Here is an 18167-nt window from a genome sequence, read left to right on the forward strand (position 1 = left end):
TGAAACGGCGGCAACGGCCGGTCCTGGAAGTCTCCGCGGTCGGACGAGGAAAGTCTTTCCTTGTACTTTCAGTTCGGTCATCCGCCATTCCGTCCGTTGCCGAAGCCCCCCGACACCGGACCCGGCGTCACCAGCCGGAGAAGCCTGACATGCCGTTTCGTCGTCGCTGGACCGTACCGATCGCCGGTACCCGTGGTCATGTCAGTGAGCTGAAGCGGGAGGCTGGATTCAGATGAGGACCACAGCGAGCACGCTCGCGCACGCATTCCGGGAGGTGGCCGCGCGTTTCCCGGAAAGGACGGCGGTCACCGCACCCGACGGGGAACTCACGTACCGCCGGCTCGACGAACGATCCGACGCGCTCGCCGGCCGTCTCGCCGGCCGCGGAGTGCAGCCCGGCGATGTGGTGAGCCTGCTGGCCCCGCGCGGGACGGGGCTCATAGTGGGAATGGTGGGAATCCTCAAGGCCGGCGCGGCCTACCTGCCCATCGATCCGGAATATCCGGAGACCCGCGTTTCCTGGATGGTCCGGGACAGCGGCTCGCGCGCACTGGTGTCCGTCTCGGACGTCATCGCCGGGCTGAGCCGGCCGGTCGACGCGAAGGTCGTCCTGCTCGACCCCCCGTCCGCCGAGGCCGGGACGGAACCCCCGGCCGGGGTGCCCGGTGACGCCGACAGCGTGGCCTACGTCATCTACACCTCCGGCTCCACCGGCGAGCCCAAGGGCGTGCAGGTGGAGCACCGCAGCGTGCTGCACCTCTTCGAGGCCACGAAGGACATGTTCAAGTTCCGCGAGACCGACGTGTGGAGCGTGTTCCACTCGGCCGCGTTCGACTTCTCCGTCTGGGAGATCTGGGGAGCGCTCCTCTACGGCGGACAGATGGTCCTGGTGCCGCGAGAGACGACGCGCTCGGACCGGGCGTTCCACGGGCTGCTCCGCGAGCACGGTGTGACGGTCCTGAACCAGACGCCGTCCGCCTTCCGCCTGCTCTCGGCGGCGGACGAGCACGCCGAGCACAAGCTGGACGCGCTGCGCCTGGTGATCCTCGGCGGCGAGAGACTCGATCCCCCCGCGCTCCGGCCATGGCTGGAGCGCTACGGCGACGAGAACCCGCGGCTGGTCAACATGTACGGCATCACCGAGGCGACGGTGCACGCGTCCTACCGGCCGCTCGGGCACGCCGACCTGGCGGGCGACGGGCCCAGCCCCATCGGGTCCCCGCTGCCCGGCATCACGTTCCACGTCCTGGACGACGACCAGGCGCCGGTTCCTCCCGGAGTGCCCGGCGAGCTGTACATCGAAGGACCGCAGATCACCCGCGGCTATCTCAACCGGCCGCACCTCGACGCGGAGCGGCTGCGCGGCCCGGACGGCCCGGACGGTGTGCCGCGCCGGAGGCTCCGCACCGGCGACCGGGTGGTCATGGCACCGTCCGGCGATTACCGCTACCTGGGCCGCGTGGACGACCAGATCCAGCTTCGCGGCTACCGGATCGAGCCCGGCGAGATCGAGTCCGTGCTGAGCGGCTTTCCCGAGGTCGCGCAGGCCGCGGTCGTACCCCGCGACTACGGCGAGGGCGACGTGCGGCTCACGGCCTACGTGACCGGCCCCGGCGCCGGACCGGCCCTCGGCACCGCGCTGCGGGAGCGGGTCGCCGCCACGCTGCCGCAGCACATGTGCCCGTCGCACTACGTCGTCCTCGACGAACTGCCGCTCACCGTGAACGGCAAGGTCGACAGGGACCGGCTTCCGGATCCGGAGCACTTGGACGGCGACGACCGCGCCGCCGGCCACCGCGGCACCGAGGAGCGGGTCTCGGAGATCTGGCGAACGATCCTGAACGTGCCGGAGATCCCACTGGACGCCGATTTCTTCCATCTGGGAGGCAACTCGCTGTCCCTGCTGCGCATGTTCACCAGGGTGAATACGGCGTTCGGCATCGACATGGACATCACCGTGCTCGTCGGCGGGGCCACGGTCCGCAACCTCTCGGCCCAGATCAACCTGGTGACGGCCGAGACGGCCGGCGCGCAAGCCGCCGGCTGAGCCGCTCACCGGGCCGCCGAGACGACATCCGATCGCGCAGAAAGGCGATAGCCATGATCTCAGAGCCGTCCGCTTTCTCCCTCAGTGCCGAGGAGCTGGCCACCTTCCACCGCCGCGGCTATATCGGGCCCTTCACCCTCTACGAGCCGGACGAGATCGCGGAGAAGTGGGGACGCACGCGGCTGGAACTGCTCGACCGCCGGGACGCGGTGTACCGCGACGACACCGCGATCTCGAACACGACCAATATCTCCAATTACGACCGCCATCTGGACCACCCGTTCCTCGCCGAGCACATCACCCGGCCGCAAATCGTGGACCGGGTGGCGAGCATTCTCGGACCCGACGTGCTCTGCTGGCGCACCGAGTTCTTCCCGAAGCATCCGGGGGACGAGGGAACCGACTGGCACCAGGCCGACACCTTCGCCAACGCCTCCGGAACGCCGCAGATCCAGTGGCCGAACGGATCGGACTTCGGCGGCACCATCACCGTGTGGTGCGCGCTCAGCGAGGCGACCGTCGACATGGGATGCCTCCAGTTCATCCCCGGCACGCACCGTACGATGTTCTACGACGAGACGAAAAGGATGCACTACCTGCCGGAGAGGAACAGCAGCGTTCTGAAGGACGGTGTAAAACGCGGCTTTTTCGGTTACGACTACCGGGAACTCCAGGTCGATCCGGACTGGAAGCCCGACGAGTCGCAGGCGATCTCCATGGAAATGCGGGCGGGGCAGTTCATCGTCTTCTGGTCCACGCTCATGCACGCTTCCCATCCGCACACGGGCAAGAGCCGGGAGATGCGCATGGGCTACGCCGCCCGGTACGTGCCCACGCCGGTGGAGATCTATCCCGGCACCTCGGTCATCGAGGAGTACGGCGGCACCGTGAGCCTGGAACGCTATGGCGCCGTCCTGGTGAGCGGCGAGGACACCTACGGCCACAATCGCCTGGCGACCCACACGACCCGCGGCGTGCCGTTCAAGAACCGCTCGGCCGCCGAGGCCACCGAGGCCCGGCGGTGACACCTCGCGTGGCCGACGCGCCCGAACAGGGCGAAGGCTCGCTGGTCAGGCTCGGGATGCGGCTCAATGACGCCGGGTCCCTCATCCGGGCCGTCCCGCATCCCCTCAAGGTGGCGGCCACCGCGCGGGCGGGCCTGCCGCTCACGGCGGTCCAGCGGCGGCTGGACCTGCTGACGCGCGGTCTCGGGCTGCCGAGACTCGACGTGGTGGCCGAGCCGGGCGGGCTGTGGGCGGTGGAACTGGCCGTCAGCAGATGGCTGGCACTGGAGGCGGACGACGCCCTAACCGACGACGGGCTCGGCGACGTCCTGCACACCGCGCTGACGGCCCTTCCCGGAGCGCCGACGCTCGTACGGTCCCACGACGGCAGTCCATTGCGATGCTGGACGGCCGGTCCCGAAGACGCTCCGGCCATCGTCCTGGTAGGGCCCTGCGGGATGCCGGTCGGGCTCATGGTCCCGTGGATGCGCGCGCTGTCCCGATCCTTCCGCGTCGTGACGTGGGAGAGCCGGGGGCTGTTCACTGGCACCGACCGTGACGCGGCGGTACGGCCCGAAGCGTGCAGCCTGGCGGCCCAGGCGGGCGACCTGGCGGCCGTACTGGACGGCTTCGGCATCGGGCGCGCCCACGCCATCGGGTTGTGCGGAGGCGCGACCGTCGCGCTGGCGGCCGCCGCCACCTCCGGCGCCGAGCGGATCACGTCGCTGAGCCTGTGGCACGGCGACTACGAGCTGGGGTCCGCGGCGCCGAAGACCGTCCACCAGCAGGACATGACGGCGTTGCTGAAGATGGCGTCCCGCAGCGTGAGCGCGGCCTCGGGACTCCAGCGGATGATGCGGCGTCCCGAGGCGCTCGACAACCTGCGTCCCGACATCGCCCACCACCTCATCTATCCGTACGCGACGCCCGAGATCCTGCACCGTTACGGCCTGCTCAACGGATCCATCATGGCCGCCGACTCCGGCGCCTTCCTCTCGGCCCGGCAGCCGGCGCTCGTGGTCACCAGCCGCGAGGACTCCGTCGCGCACCCCGCCGGCTCCGAGCATGTCGCCGCGCGTCTCCCGCGGGCCACGCTGGCGTTCCGGCCGGACGGCGACCACCTCAGCGCGTTCGACGCGGCACCCGGCCTGGTGGCGATCGAAGAGCGGTTCCTCCAGACGGTCGGCACGGGCGAAGGGAAGCAAGCATGACCGCACAGGTGGAGAGCAACCGGGCGGCCGCCGCCGTCAGCGCGCTGTGCGCGCATCCCGCGGTCGCGGACGCCGCCGTCAGGGACGGCGTCGCCTACCTGGTCCCCGATCCGGACCATGCGCCGATGCTGCACCGCGCGGCCGGGATCGAGGCGGACGGAGGGCTCGGCACGCTCGCCTGGCACGAACCGTCCGACGATCTGAGGGTGGCCGGCGTCAACCGCGCGGAGAGCGACTTCCTGTACCGGGAGATCTTCGCCGACGACACCTACTTCCGCTCCGGTGTCACGCTTCCGCCCGGCGCGGTCGTCGTGGACGCCGGAGCGAACATCGGCATGTTCACGCTGCGCGTGGCCCGCCGCGTCCGCGGCGCGCGGATCATCGCGGTCGAGCCGGTCGCCGAGCTCGCCGCCGCGGTCGAGGTCAACGCCCGCCTCCACGGCCTGGAGGTCACCGTCGCCGCGCTCGGGCTCGGCCGCGCCGAGGCCGACGCGGACTTCACCTTCTATCCGAAGAACACGGTGATGTCGGGCGGATTCGCCGACTCCGCCGAGGACCTCGCCGTGCTGCGCGCCTACTTGCTGACCGATGACCGGGCCGAGTCGGGCCGCCAGCTGGAGCGGCTCGCCACGGACCGCCTTTCCTCGGTGCGCCGGTCGATCCGCACGACCACGCTGTCCCGCCTCGCGCGCGAGCACGGCCTGGACCGCATCGACCTGCTGAAGATCGACGTGGAGAAGGCGGAGGTCGAAGTCCTGGAGGGCATCGACGAGGCGCTGTGGCCGCGCATCGACCAGATCGTCATGGAGGTCCACGACCTCGGCGGGCGGCTCCGGTCGGTGGTCGGGACATTGCGCGCGCGGGGGTTCGAGGTCACGAGCGACCAGGACCGGCGGCTCGTCCGGACGCCGTGCTTCAACGTCTTCGCCCGCCGCCCGGCGGCACCGGTCTGGGACGCCGCCACGGAGGACACCGGGCCTCCGGCGCAGGACGGGCCGACCCAGCGGATACTGGAAGTCCAGCTCAAGGAGATGCTCCGCGACCGGTTCCCGGGAGTCGAGCCGCCCGCTCGGTTCGAGGTCGTCTCCGCGGTCGGCCACGTCGTGGACCCGGCCACCGCGCCCGGCGGGACGGTCGTCCGCACCCACCGCACGCAGGCCCTGGCCGCGATCTGGTCCGACCTGTTCGGCCCGGACTCCGTCAGGCCGGACGCGAACTTCTTCGACCTCGGCGGCGACTCGCTCACCGCCGTCCGCATGCTCGGCCGCCTGGAGGACGCGCTCGGCGAGGACACGCTCGCCCCCGACATGATCTTCACGCTCGCCACCTTCGGCGCGCTGGCCGACGCCGTCGAGGCATCGGTGCCCACCGGCCCGCACCCCGACGACCCCAGCTGATCGCAGCGCAGGCGCGACCTGCGTCCCGAGCGGACAGGACGGCCGACCAATGCAGTCTCCGTACTTCACCCAGCACCACGAGGATTTCAGGAAACGCGTCCGCGATTTCCTGGAGGCAGAGATAGCGCCGCATGCGGCGGAATGGGAGGAGGAGAACGGCCTGCCGCGCTCGGCGTGGCGGCTCCTCGGCCGGGAAGGCTGTCTCGGTCTCTTCCATCCCCGGCGGGCAGGCGGCGCCGAGGAGGACATCTTCACCTCCCTGGTCTTCCTGGAGGAGCTGGGACGGCTCGGGTTCGGCGGGGTCCGGGCGGCCGTCTCCGTGCACGCCTACATGGCCACCCATTACCTCGCCAGATCGGGCGGCGCCGAGTTGCAGTCGGAATATCTCGCGCCGGCCGTCCGCGGCGAGCGCGTCGCCGCCCTGGCGATCACGGAGCCGAACGCCGGCTCCGATCTGTCCCGGCTGGCGACGGCGGCGGACCAGGACGGCGACCACTTCGTCGTCAACGGCGAGAAGACCATGGTCAGTAATGGAATGGTCGCCGATTTCCACGTGGTCGCGGTCCGTACCGCGCCGTCCGGTCCTCGGCCGTGCGGGACGACGGGCCTGTCGCTGCTCCTCGTCGACGCCCGCCTGCCCGGCGTGAGCACCGCCCCGGTCCAGACCCTGGGCTGGCGCGCGGCCGGCACGACCACGGTGACGTACGACCGGGTGCGGGTTCCGGGGAACCGGCTGATCGGGAAGATCAACAGCGGCTTCTACCAGCTCATGCGGGGCCTGCAACTGGAACGGCTGGTAGCGGCGACGCTCGCGCTCGGCGGGATGGACGCCTGCATGGACGACCTCCGCGGCTTCCTGACGCAGCGCGAGGTCTCCTCCGGCCCCCTTGCGAGGATGCAGGTGCTCGCCCATCGCATCGCCGATCTGGCGACCGAGCTGGCCGCGGCCCGGCAACTCGTCCACCACACGGCCTGGCTGTTCCAGGAAGGCGAGATTCCCACCACCGAATGCTCGATGGCCAAGCTCTACACGACCGAACTCGCCTGTCGGCTGGCGGAGGCGAGCCTCCAGCTCCAGGGAGCCCACGGCTATCTCGCGTCATCCGCGGCGTCCCGCTTCTACCGGGACGCGCGCGCCGCCACCATCGCCGCGGGCCCCAGCGAAGTGATGCGGGATCTCATCGGCCGCGCCGTCCTCAGATAGGTCGTCCGCGGAGGTCGTCCTCAGATGGGTCCGCGCCGGACGGGAGGCCCGCCGGCGGGACCACCGCGATCATCAGGTGGAGGAGCGTCCGGGGTCTCTGACGAAGCGCGGGCACAGCTCGGCCTCGTCGTAGTACCGGTGGTAGACGGGGGTGAGGCCGCCCGAGACCGGCGGGACGATCCAGCTCCAGTCGGCCGGGCAGGTCCGGCCCGACCGCTCCTCACGCTCAACGAACTCGATGAACCGCCGCGACTCGGTGTGGTGGTCGGTGATGGTCACGCCCTGGCTGTCATAGGAGTGCAGGACGGCCCGATTGAGTTCGATCATCGCCCGGTCCCGCCACAGCGTCCGTTCCGAGGACATGTCCAGGCGCATCCGCCGGCCGATCTCGGGAAGGACGTCGTACCGGTGCCGGTCGACCAGGTTCCGGGCGCCGATCTCGGTGCTCAGGTACCAGCCGTTGAACGGAGCCGCGCCGTAGTGGACGCCGCCGACCTCCAGGGTCATGTCGGCCTGGGTGGGAATGGCGTGCCAGCGCAGCCCGAGTTCGGAGAACCAGGAGAACTCCGGGTGGACGATCTCGACCTCCTTCAGCGCGTCGGTGGGCAGCTGATGCGCGCTGAGGCCCTCCCCGGTCTCGACCAGCAGCGGGAGGACGTCGAACCGTCCACCGCTCCCGCGCCAGCCCAGGGACTCGGCCAGCCGGGTGATCTCCAGGTACTGGCCGTCTCCGATGAGCGTCCCGTCGGCCGCCTCGTATCCGGCGTACCGGACGAGCTGGTCGTTCAGGATTCGCGCCGTCGGTCCGTCCGGGGTGTCCGGTGCGAAGATGGTGATCATCGGGCGGAGGCGCCCGCCGCGCCAGGAGCTCCGCAGATGCTCAAAGCACTGCTCGGCGATCTCCTCGCCGGTCCGCAGGTCCCGCCGATCCCGGACGTGGAGGCTCTGCCAGTAGAAGCGTCCGATGCACTTGGATGCGTTGCGCCACGCCGCCCGCGCGCCCCAGACGAGTTCGCGCTTGGTGTGGCGGTAGGTGCCGGTCCGCTCGATCTCCTCGGCCACGAACCGTATCCGCTTCTCGCGGTCCTCGCGCAGGCGGGGGTTCTCCTCGAAGAAGCCGTGCAGGAACTCCGTCGCGTCCTGGACCTCCACCGTTCTGCGCCGCGTTGTCGACTCGAACAATGATCCGCTCCCTTCCCAGCGTTTCCTGCCCGCTTGCCGGCGAATGTCAGTTCAGGTACCGCCGCCGGTCACCGCGCCGCCGCACGTCGAGCGTCACGCAGTGGAACGACCCGCCGAAGCTGTAGACGTGCCGGAAGTCGACGAGGACGCACCTGAAGCCCCGCTGGGTGAGCACCTCGATCAGCGGCTCCTCCTGCCGCTCGACGACGACGGTCCGCTCGTCCAGCGACAGCAGGTTCATGCTGACCCAGGAACTGCAGAGGTACATCGGCCAGCCCTCGGGAAGCGTCGGCTTGGGCGCCTCGATGATCTCCCAGTCGCGGAAGAGCGGGCTCGGCCGGTAGCGGTCCGGGTTCACCAGCAGGACGCCCGGAGCGAGCGGGCAGATCGTGGCGTCGATGTGCATCGCGTGCGGATCGTTGACGTCCAGGCAATGGATCCGGTAGTCGCTTCCGAGAGCGCGGCGAAGCCAGTCGATCCCGAAATCATTGGTCGTATGGCTGCGCTGGACGATGATGTCCTCGCCGAAGCGCATGAAGTCGGCCGCGTCGAAGACGGGCTCGAAATCCGTGATGCTCCAGCCCTCCTGCCGGTCGGTCGCCTGGAAGAGCTCGTCGGTGAGCTGCGGGTGCGGAGCGGGCAGCCAGCGCGCGCCGCCGCGGAAATAGGACTTGATGAGCGACCGGAAGGGGGCGGTCTCGTGCGCGCGGCAGCGCCACGACATCGGCGCTTCGACGATCGTGTCCCCGATGACCGTCAGGCAGTCCCGCGGCATCGCCGAATAGAGGCCGCCGCGGCTCGTCCAGTCCGGGGTCGAGAAGGGCGCCGAATGGTCGCACGGGTCCGGACGGACGACGGTGACGCCCTCGTCCCGCAACACCGCGGCGAACCCGTCCAGTTCCTCCTCGGCGGCCGCCACCAGGTCCGCGGGAAACGGAGAGCCGCCCTTCTCCCGGAACAGCGCCCAGGAGCTTTCCGGAACCGTCGGGTACATCGAGGACTGCCAGGTCGGGAAGACCGCTCCTTCCATGCGTCCGACCACGACCTCTTCAAGCGCCTCCCACTCGGTGTGCGAATTCACCGCCCCGGTCCGCTCGGCGGGTGGAACCGTGGTCGTGGACTTACCGGTCGTGGACATGGTTACCTGCTTTCTCGAATATCGATTGCGCGGCCTGTGCTCGGAACAGGGCGGTTCCGGCCGGTCGTCACCCGGTCGGGTCGTTGCCTCGTGAGAAGTTCCCCCAGCGCACCAGGTCGTAGAGGCGCTTCCCCGTGGAGGGCGGGCTGAAGAAGAAGGCGGTCTTCTCGGGCCGCCGCAGAACCCCGTGGACCACGAAGTCCCGCGCGACGGGCGTCCAGTAACGCGGGCCGAGGCTCAGCAGCAGGCGAATGTAGTCCCGGGCCCGGACGGACGGCCCGTACCAGTGGTTGATGGAGATCGAAGGCGTCAGCGCCGTGAAGTCGTGCCAGCAGCCGCGCGGTATCAGGATCACGTCGCCGGGCCGGACGATCTGCGCGTACAGTACCGCGGAGCGGAGCAGCGGATAGCCGTCGAGATCTAGGTCCATGAAATCGATCCGGCTGTTCACCAGGTTGTCGGGGAACGGGTAGGCGGCCGCACTGTCCTGCCAGCCGAGAAGGATGACGAGCTTCTCGCCCCATATCTGGCAGAACAGGTTGTCCTTCAGGTCCGAATGGAGCGCCGAGCGCGTTCCGGCCGATCCGACCCAGACCCTGGTGTCGGTGTCCGCGTCCGCCCCGGTGCCGAATATCGAGAAGTCGTAGTCGTCCTCCGGGAACAGGCCCTCCGGACGCTTGTAGGCGAGATAGCACGGGCTGTCCGCGGGGCTCGCCTGCATGGCGTCGAGGAATTCGCCGAAGGACAGGCAACGCTCGTAGGCGGCCTGGTCCTGGGGCAGCAGGACGCCCGTCGACGGCAGGTCCATCAGAGCCGTGACCTCTTGGTCGCCGTGCGCCTCCCGCAGCAGGCCGGGACGCCACCGCCGACACGCGGGCCAGCCGTTCACGGCGCCGCGGAACACCCTCGGGACGGCGGAGGTCCCGCCGAGGTGGCGGACGTCAGTGTGCGACGGCCCGGCGGGGATCGGGCGGATGTCGAGGCCCGCCGCGGTCAGCCGCCCGATCAGCTCGTCACCGTCGAGGACACTGGTCTGCTTGGCGGAGTCGTAGGCCATGGAGGAGCCCTTCGGATACGGGGTACTGGGCATGGCGGGCGGCTACCGGCCGGACCGGCCGACGATGGTGGCGATCTCCGCCCGGCAGGCGACGACCAGCTTCTTCCGGATGCGGACGAGGTAGGTCTCGACCGTCTTCGGACTGAGGTCGAGCTTTCGGGCGATCTGCTCGTTGGTGTGGCCGTCGCTGACCAGGAAGGCGATCTGCAGCTCGCGTCCGCTGAGCAGGTCCAGCTTCAGCCGGGCCTCATCGGCTTGGGCGTGCTCCATCGGCACGGCGGCCCGCCCGCTGGTGCCCGGACGATCCGCCTGCCTGAGGCCGGGCAGCGACGCGCGGTCGCCTTCGATCCCGGCCGCGGCCGCGGCCGCGAAGGTGGCATGGCGGGCGGCGCCGGCGGTGTCGCCCAGGCAGAGCTGGAGTTCGCTGAGCGCCATCGCGAAACGCGGCATCGCCAGGTACAGGCCGCACGACTCGGACACGCGCAGCCCGCGTTCGCACCGTGCCGCCGGTGTCTCAATGCCTCCCGCCGCCTGCTCCACTCGCGCGAGCCAGTAGTAGCCGTCCAAGAACGGAGGCAGCTCGTCGTCGGTGAGCCGGTCGAACCCCCGTGCCGCCGCGGCCTGGTGGAGGCGGGCGTCGGCCGGGCGGTCCGTGCGCAGCGCCGCGGCCAGCAGCGCCGACATGTCGGCGGCGCGGCCGCCGGGCAGGTCGGGCAGGCACCGGCCGAGCGCCGCCACGTCCTCCGCGAGAGCGGGGGTCCTGGTCTCCAGGTGGATCAGCAGCCGGGCCCGGCGCAGGTTCCACTCGGCGTCGGTGCACATCGCCTTGGCCGGGAGCGCCGTGATCGCGGCGTCCAGGTCCGCGCGGGCCTGCTCGGGCTCGCCCAGGTGGTGCCGGGCCAGCGCCTGCCAGGCGATTCCATCGGCCCTTGCGCGCGGGTTCACGCCGTCCGCCATCGTCAGGCCGTCGAAGGTGGCGAGGGCCGTCCGGCACAGACCCGCCAGCACCTCGGCCTTGCCCCGGAGCAGGAGTTCCGACGCCTGCTCCGATCGGTGGGAGCCGGATCGCAGCTCCACCGCCGTCCGGACCCAGGAGGCGGCCCGCAGCGGATTGGTCCAGATGCTCTCGGCCGCGGCGCCGAGCAGCAACAGCGCGCCCGTCTCGTCGCCAATGGACGCGGTATAGGCCACGTGCGGAGCGAGCAAGCCCGAGCTCTTACCACGCTCCATGAGGAATTCAAGGGCGCGGGCGTGTGCACCCATCAGCCACCCGGGTCCCGCCGCCTGATACGCCGTCTGGCGGAGCAGGCGATTGGCGAATCTCAGCCGGGATGATGCGCGCTCGGAACGGAAGAGGTCCTCGCCGACGAGTTCGTCAATGGCGGACCATAGCTCGGCCTCGTCCACCCGTGCGACATACCGCAGTTCGTCCGGCTCGAAGGGCTCGCCGAGCACGGCGGCGGACTGCGCGACGAGCCGGGCGGCCGTCGACAGCACACGGAAATCCCGCAGGCAAGCCGTCAGGAGATTGGGCGGCAGGCAGGCCGAGCCCTCACTGGACCGGCCTGCGGCGCGCGCCGTGTTCAGCGCCACGAGCAACCCGGGATTTCCTTCGGACTCGCGGAGCAGGCGCGCGCAGCCGGAACCGCTCAGGTCGTCGGGCAGCAGGTCCAGCGCCTCGCGCTCGCGCAACGGGCCGAGCGCGATACGGCGGACCACGCCGCTCCCGGCCGCCGTGTTGATCAGGCCGCTGAGGACCTTGTCGCCCTGCCGGGGACGGTGCGCGACCACGAGCACCAGGCGGTTCTCAGGAGGATGGCGGAGCAGATGTCTCAGCAGGTCCAAAGAGCCGGGGTCAGCCCAATGCATGTCGTCCATGAGCAGTACGAACCCGCACGGTGCCCCGAGGGTCTCGATCAGCTGCCGGACCCCGCGGAAGACGCCGTACGTTCCGCCGAGGCTCCTCGGCCCGGACGCGGACGCCGGCCCCAGGGACGGGAAGATCTCCGCCAGGCCGTAGTCGCCGCCGGGGCCGCGCAGGGCCGGCGACGTGTCCGCCAGCCCGCCGAGCGGCCCGTCGAACGCGTCGATCAAGGCGGCGAACGGTATGCGCGACGTGGACGCCGACCCTGCCGCCACCGGCCATCCGGCCTTGGCTGCGGTCAACGCGAAGTCCTTCAGGAGCGTGGTCTTCCCGCTCCACCGGTCGCCGCGCAGCTCTATGGCCGACAGCCCGCCGGACCGTTCGGTCAGAATACTTTCCAACTCGGCAAGCGCATCGTCATGACGATAGGTCGAGACGTCGGTCGCCGCTTCGAGATCCAGCGGTAGCATCACGTCCAGCGCCATAGCAAGGACACCCTCTTCGGTTTCTGCAATGCCTGCTTCAGTTCTCACTCGCCGCGTGGCGGCCATTGACTTCCTGGATCGGTTCTCGGTGGTTATCGGAAGCTTGTGGCAGGGCCGTCCAGGACGGGGCGTCAACCCGCCTCATTCAGAAAGTCCACATCGGTAATCTTCGGAAGAGACGCAGAACATGAGGCGCCGCAAGTATTTCGTCGGTGGCGGCGGGCCATCAGGTCGGCCGGTCCTCATCGCGCAGGATCACGGAACGGTTCGTGCGTCGCCTCCTCGCACGCGCCCCGCTGGGGAGGGGCGCTCGGCCCGTGCCGCCACGACGGCCGCGACTCCCGCGACGACCCGGGAGAGGAAGCCGTAGTCGAGGCGATCCGGCAGATCGTCAGATGTGTGATAGGCCGCGTCCCGGAAGTTCGCGGTGTCGGTGAGGCACACCGCCGGGATGCCGAGCTCCCAGGCGTCGCTGTGATCGCTGCGCGCCAGGTTGCGCAGCGCCGGGACCAGGACGCGCAGGACGGGTCCGATCACCGCGCGGCCGAGCGGGTCGCACAGCAGGTGCGCGAAGTGCGGTCCGCCCGCCTCGCGCAGCGCCGCACGCAGGCTTTTGGCGAGCCGGCGGCTCGACGGGCGGAACAGGACCGAGATCCAGTCGGCTCGCCGGCCCCGCCGCCGGACGCTCGACACGACTCTCGGGTAGACCAGGCCGAAGGGGAAGGGAACCTGCTGCGTGCCCGGCTCGTCATGCGTCATCGCCACGCACTCCAGGACGATGACTTCGCGGATCTCCTCGTGGTGCTCCGTGAAGAAGGCCCGCGCACCGAACCCGCCGAGTTCCTCCATGTCCAGCGCCACCAGCAACGGCGGCGCGGCCAGGTCGAACTTGGGAATGACTCGCGCCAACTCCAGGAGCGCCGCGAGGCCGGACGCGTTGTCGTTGGCTCCGGGAGAGCCCGCGACGCCGTCCAGATGGGCGGCCACGGCGGTCACCGGACCGGACCCGTCACCGTACCGGGCCACCAGATTCGCCCCCGGCAGATCCCGGTACTCCGTCCAGTATTCGCCGTCGGCCCCTATCTCACGCGGATCACGCAGGCCACGGCCTGACGCGGTGAACGGCTGCGCCGAAACGGTCCAGCCGCATTCGGCCAATGATGCCTCCACAGAATTGCGGACCGTCCGAAGTCCGTCGGCCTCATGCACCGCTGAACGCGGCAGGGACAGCCTTGCGACGTCCTCGCGCAGTCGCCGGGCACTGACCAGCTTCAGTATCTCCGAAGCATGACCACGGGTTGCCGTCATCACAAGCCACCATCTGCTCCCGGGCCGGATCGTCAAGGCCCATTCAACAAGAAGTCATCATGATCATTTTTTGGTCGCAATCAACAAATTATCCGAACACCGTCCGAGTGCAAGAGTTGATGTGTTGACTACCCGAGGAAACTCTTTGTGCGCTAAGTGACGACGCGCTTACCGTGAGTAAAAGCGAGCAGTCCGAAATCCAGTGACATCCTGCCCGAATCGCGACAAATGAAGGTCGGGAGGAGCGCCGGACCACCCGTTTCATCGGCCGCCGGCCCGCAGAAGGCCCTCTCGGCCGGGCGTCCGGTGCCATAATCCTGGCACGGCACCGCAATGACCGCGCCGCCAATCTGGCGAAACTAACCGAGAACGCCGCCCACAACTGACCGGGTGGATGCACAGAAATCTAAGGAGATCTCTTGAGAGAAAAGAAGCGTCAGCTACTCGGACCGGGATCCGATATCGACCCCTATCCTGCCTACCGGCGTCTTCGAGAGGAGGCCCCGATCCATCGGATGCACCTTCGCGACGGTCTCTACTGCTGGTGGATCTGCCGTTACGAGGAGGCCCGGTGGGCGCTAGCGGATCCGAGGCTCAGCCGGGACCCGCGAGCCGCGGTGGCCGAGTGGAGAGCGGCCGACCGCGGCAGGAGGCTGGAGGACGAATCGGCACTCGGCACCCATCTGCTCACCTTGGAGCCGCCCGACCACACGCGGCTTCGCCGGCCCCTCTCCAGGGCTTTCTCGGCCCGCACCGTGGAACGGCGGCGCGCCCGCGTCCAGGAAATCGCCGACTCGCTGATCGACGGCTTCCGGAGCCGGGGCTCGGCCGAGATCATCGGAGAATACGCCTATCCATTGGCGATCTCCGTGAACTGCGAGATCCTCGGCGTTCCGGCCGAAGACCATCACTATTTCCGGCAGTGGACGTCCAACGCGCTGGCGAACGTGCCCGCGCCGCGGCCCGACGCCTACCTGAGGGAGCTCATCGCGGGGAAACGCCGGACCCCGGGAACCGACCTCGTCAGTGAGTTGATCCAGGGGGACCTGAGCGAGGGCGAACTCCTCTCGATGATCTTTCTCCTGCTGGTGGCCGGCCACGAGGGTAGCGTCGCCCTCATCGGCAACGCGGTCCTCGCGCTGCTCCGCCATCCCGGCCAGCTGGCGCTCCTGCGGTCCCGTCCGGAACTGCTCGACTCGGCTGTCGAGGAGGTGCTCCGGTGGGACGGGCCCATGGAGCTGGCAGCCTGGCGCTTCCCCACCGAGCCGGTGGACATCGGCGGAACGGTGATCCCCGCGGGCGAGCCGGTGGTGATCTCGCTGGCGGCCGCGCACCGCGATCCCGCCCGGTTCAGAGCTCCGGACGAGTTTCGGATCGACCGCGCCGACAACCCGCACCTGGCGTTCGGACGGGGCGTCCATTACTGCCTCGGCGCGCGGCTGGCCCGCCTCGAAGGAAGGATCGCGGTCGGAACGCTGTTCGACCGGCTTCCCGACCTCGCGCTGACGGCTCCCGTCGAGGAGATCCGCAGGCAGCCGAGCTTCATCGTCCGGGGCGTCCACGCGCTCCCGGTCACCTTCTCACCAGGCGGGCACCGATAGCGTCCCGGCGACGACGTGCGCACCTTTCCCGTCCAGGTACGCACGGATGTCGTCGGCCCGCGCGTCATCGAGTTCCTCGTACAGCTCAAGCGCCGCCTCCCAGGATGCTCGGGCCCGCTCGGCGCAATCCAGCGCCTCCAAGGTCCGGGCCCGCCTGGACAGGCAGTCCGCCTCGCCCCACCGGGAGCCGGCGGCCCGCCGGGCCTCAAGGGACTGTTCCAGGCAGGACAGCGCGATCTCATGCCTGCCGTGCTCGCCGTGGAGTCCCGCCAGTTTCGCCAAGGCCAGCCCGCGACCATCGTGGTTCTCGATCCGCTCGAAGGTCGCCAACGCCTCGGCCAGCGTGCCCTGCGCCTCCTCGTAGCGTTTCCGTCCGCGGCAAGAATCGGCGAGGGTGAGCAGGCATGACGCCAGTCCGTGGGCGTCGCAGACCACGGTGAAGATCGTCATGGCCTGCTGTGCACGAGCACGCGCCTCGGCCCAATGCGCCTGATCGACGGCGAGGAAGCCGAGCCCCGCCAACGTCCATGCCTCCCCGTGACGGTCCCCGACGCTGCGGCGCACCGCCAGAGCATGCTCGAAAAGCCGCTGGGCCCGGTCATAGCGACGCAGCCAGCGATATCCCTCCGCAAGGCTCGTCTCCACCCAGCCTTCGGCGTAGCGGTTGCCGATCTCCTTTGTCGCTTTGAGAGCGAGTGTCGTGGTGGCGAGCCAAATGCCGCCGGGCTTGCGGAGAAGGCGAAAGTAGTCGAACAGGGCGACCGCCAGTTTCCAGGCCGCCTCGTGCAAGCCGTGCTCGATGGCGAGTCGGGTCACCGCGACGAAGTTCGCCGCCTCCATGTCGTACCAGCGGAGCGCGCTCTTGCCGTCGCCGAACCGCAGCGGTGTGACGCCGGGCTCGGCCTCTGGCATCACCAGCGGATTGAGCCGGAAGGGCGCCAGCGACCGTCCGCCCGCGGCGGCGGTGAAGAGGTACCAGTCGATGAGGCGACGCGCCGCCGCCGCCCGGTCTTCGGGAGAATCATCGGTCTCGACCCGTTCGGCCGCGAAGAGCCGCAGCAGGTCGTGAAAGCGGTAACGGCTGACCTCTACCCCTTCAAGCAGATGGACCTCATGGAGCTTCTGCAGTATCCGTCGTGTCTGCACCACCGGCGTGCCGGTGAGCGCGGCCGCCGCCTCGACGCTGATGTGCGGGCCACGATGCATCGCGAGGTAGCGGAAGGCACGGGCCTCCGCGTCGCCCAGATCGTGATACGACCAATCGAACGCCGACCGGACGTTCGCTGAATCGTGGATGGCCAGCCCGTCGAGCCGCTGGCGCTCGGCGGCCAGTTCGTCGGCGAGGTCGCTGACCGGATGGTGAGGATGGGCCGCCACCCTCTCGGCGGCGATCCGGAGTGCCAGCGGCAGCCGCCCGCACAGATTGGCGAGGGTCGTGACGGAGTCCATCTCGGCTTTGGCGCGTTCCGCTCCGAGGGCCGAGCTCAGTACCGCCACGCTCTCGGCCTTCGACAAAGGACGCAGTTCGCCTCGCTCGACATTGACGCGCATCGCCAGCGCGCCGAGCCTGCGGCGGCTGGTGATGATGACCGCGCTACCCGCCGCTCCGGGCAGCAGAGGCTCGACCTGGCAGGACGAGGCGGCGTTGTCCAGAATGATTAGCAGACGCCGCGAAGACAGCAGCGACCGGTACAAATTCGCGCGCTGTTCCGTACGGGGCGGAACCTCCTGGACGGGAACGCCGAGTGATACCAGGAATTCCTCCAGCACATCTGCCGGACGAGACGGTTCGCCGTCAGGCGAATAACCTCTGAGATCGGCGAAGAGCTGCCCGTCGGGAAACACGTCCGGTTCGGCTCGGACGATCTCGTCCGCACAGCGGAGGACCGCGGTGGTCTTGCCGATACCAGGCGGACCTTCCACGGCCACAATGGGTGAGCTGCTCGCGCCCCTCCCGCGCATGAGAATTTTCTTAATCCATGATAAAAAGTCTTCCCGCCCGACGAAACCCGCAGATGATGCGGGCAGCTGTGCGGGCCGCGACAACGATTTCACCTCCGCGAGGGAGATGAGCTTGCCTTGCGCCTTCAGGACCTCGTCACAACGCCTGACGAGGTCGGCGGAAGGCGGAGCACCGTGCCGCACCTTGCTCAGCCAGCTGGGATGGTAGCCGGTCAGATCCGCGAGTTGCCGCCATGACAAGCGGCGTTGGGCGACCAAGCGCCCCAGCTCCTCAACGAAAGGGGACGTCAACTTGCCTTTCCCTGCACCCACGAGCGCCTCACCGATAGGCGGAGCAATGTCTACCGTCCGATGATAATGCTGTACCTATAAGATCACCTACACATACTTTCTGATAGCAGACCGGCACCGGCAGCGCTAGTACTACGGCCTGATTTCGTGATTGTTCGGGTGTGGCGTGCCGTCTTGTGGTGACTGCAGATGATCTGCGGGTGTGGGTGCGGGGGCTGTTCGCGCGGATGGCCGGCCGCTTCGGGCGGGCGAAGCCGCGCCGTCAGACGCGGGCGTATCTGACGGGCCTGCTGGCTCCAGTGGAACACGATGACCTGCGGTCATCGCTGACCTGGGACCCCGGAATCTCGCTCGCCGCCCTACGCCGCCGGGCCGACATCGCACCGCTCGACCTCGGTGCGCTCGCCGTCCCCTAA

Annotated in this window: 13 protein-coding genes; 7 read left to right on the forward strand and 6 right to left on the reverse strand. The window is 69.3% G+C overall.

Annotated features, from left to right (window positions below; genetic code table 11):
• Positions 1–232: 232 nt before the first annotated feature.
• The 5 genes from AF1_RS15110 to AF1_RS15130 are packed head-to-tail and all read left to right on the forward strand — an operon-like array spanning position 233 to position 6863.
• Positions 233–2047 carry an amino acid adenylation domain-containing protein gene (locus AF1_RS15110; RefSeq protein ID WP_067798516.1) on the forward strand — a complete coding sequence of 605 codons (1815 nt, stop codon included), beginning with the start codon at positions 233–235 and terminating at the stop codon, positions 2045–2047.
• A 53-nt stretch (positions 2048–2100) separates the two neighbouring features.
• Positions 2101–3072 carry a chlorinating enzyme gene (locus AF1_RS15115; RefSeq protein ID WP_067798519.1) on the forward strand — a complete coding sequence of 324 codons (972 nt, stop codon included), beginning with the start codon at positions 2101–2103 and terminating at the stop codon, positions 3070–3072.
• Complete coding sequence (locus AF1_RS15120) at positions 3069–4262, forward strand: alpha/beta fold hydrolase (RefSeq protein WP_207393979.1); 1194 nt, start codon at positions 3069–3071, stop codon at positions 4260–4262. Before AF1_RS15115 ends, AF1_RS15120 begins: the two co-directional genes overlap by 4 nt.
• Positions 4259–5659: an FkbM family methyltransferase gene (locus AF1_RS36370; RefSeq protein ID WP_067798522.1), complete on the forward strand. Its 1401-nt coding sequence runs from the start codon at positions 4259–4261 to the stop codon at positions 5657–5659. The genes AF1_RS15120 and AF1_RS36370 overlap by 4 nt, the downstream gene beginning before the upstream one ends.
• Positions 5660–5708: 49 nt before the next feature.
• Entirely contained in the window at positions 5709–6863 is a 1155-nt protein-coding gene (locus AF1_RS15130; RefSeq protein WP_067798524.1) for an acyl-CoA dehydrogenase family protein, read from the forward strand.
• A 72-nt stretch (positions 6864–6935) separates the two neighbouring features.
• Here AF1_RS15130 and AF1_RS15135 read toward each other — a convergent pair whose 3' ends face one another.
• The 5 genes from AF1_RS15135 to AF1_RS15155 all read right to left on the reverse strand — a co-directional run bounded on the left by AF1_RS15135 (position 6936) and on the right by AF1_RS15155 (position 13759).
• Positions 6936–8045 carry a nitric oxide synthase oxygenase gene (locus AF1_RS15135; RefSeq protein WP_084262927.1) on the reverse strand — a complete coding sequence of 370 codons (1110 nt, stop codon included), beginning with the start codon at positions 8043–8045 and terminating at the stop codon, positions 6936–6938.
• 46 nt (positions 8046–8091) lie between these two features.
• Positions 8092–9183, reverse strand: a complete 1092-nt coding sequence (locus AF1_RS15140; RefSeq protein WP_067798527.1) for an amidinotransferase — start codon at positions 9181–9183, stop codon at positions 8092–8094.
• A 67-nt stretch (positions 9184–9250) separates the two neighbouring features.
• Complete coding sequence (locus tag AF1_RS15145) at positions 9251–10273, reverse strand: cupin-like domain-containing protein (RefSeq protein WP_207393980.1); 1023 nt, start codon at positions 10271–10273, stop codon at positions 9251–9253.
• 9 nt (positions 10274–10282) lie between these two features.
• A complete protein-coding gene (locus tag AF1_RS15150) occupies positions 10283–12589 on the reverse strand; it encodes a helix-turn-helix transcriptional regulator (RefSeq protein WP_067798530.1) in 2307 nt (768 codons plus the stop codon).
• Between the two features lie 255 nt (positions 12590–12844).
• Positions 12845–13759 carry a M28 family peptidase gene (locus AF1_RS15155; protein ID WP_165488337.1) on the reverse strand — a complete coding sequence of 305 codons (915 nt, stop codon included), beginning with the start codon at positions 13757–13759 and terminating at the stop codon, positions 12845–12847.
• A gap of 653 nt (positions 13760–14412) precedes the next feature.
• Here AF1_RS15155 and AF1_RS15160 point away from each other — a divergent pair.
• Complete coding sequence (locus tag AF1_RS15160; protein WP_084262935.1) at positions 14413–15498, forward strand: cytochrome P450 family protein; 1086 nt, start codon at positions 14413–14415, stop codon at positions 15496–15498.
• Here AF1_RS15160 and AF1_RS15165 read toward each other — a convergent pair.
• Positions 15478–17772, reverse strand: coding sequence for a tetratricopeptide repeat protein (locus AF1_RS15165; protein WP_407642202.1), 2295 nt, complete (start codon positions 17770–17772; stop codon positions 15478–15480). The two genes, AF1_RS15160 and AF1_RS15165, sit on opposite strands and share 21 nt — an antisense overlap.
• Positions 17773–17930: 158 nt before the next feature.
• Here AF1_RS15165 and AF1_RS15170 point away from each other — a divergent pair, with 158 nt between their 5' ends.
• Entirely contained in the window at positions 17931–18167 is a 237-nt protein-coding gene (locus AF1_RS15170) for a hypothetical protein (protein WP_131732467.1), read from the forward strand.

The sequence above is a fragment of the Actinomadura formosensis NBRC 14204 genome (assembly GCF_001552155.1).
GTDB lineage: Bacteria > Actinomycetota > Actinomycetes > Streptosporangiales > Streptosporangiaceae > Spirillospora > Spirillospora formosensis.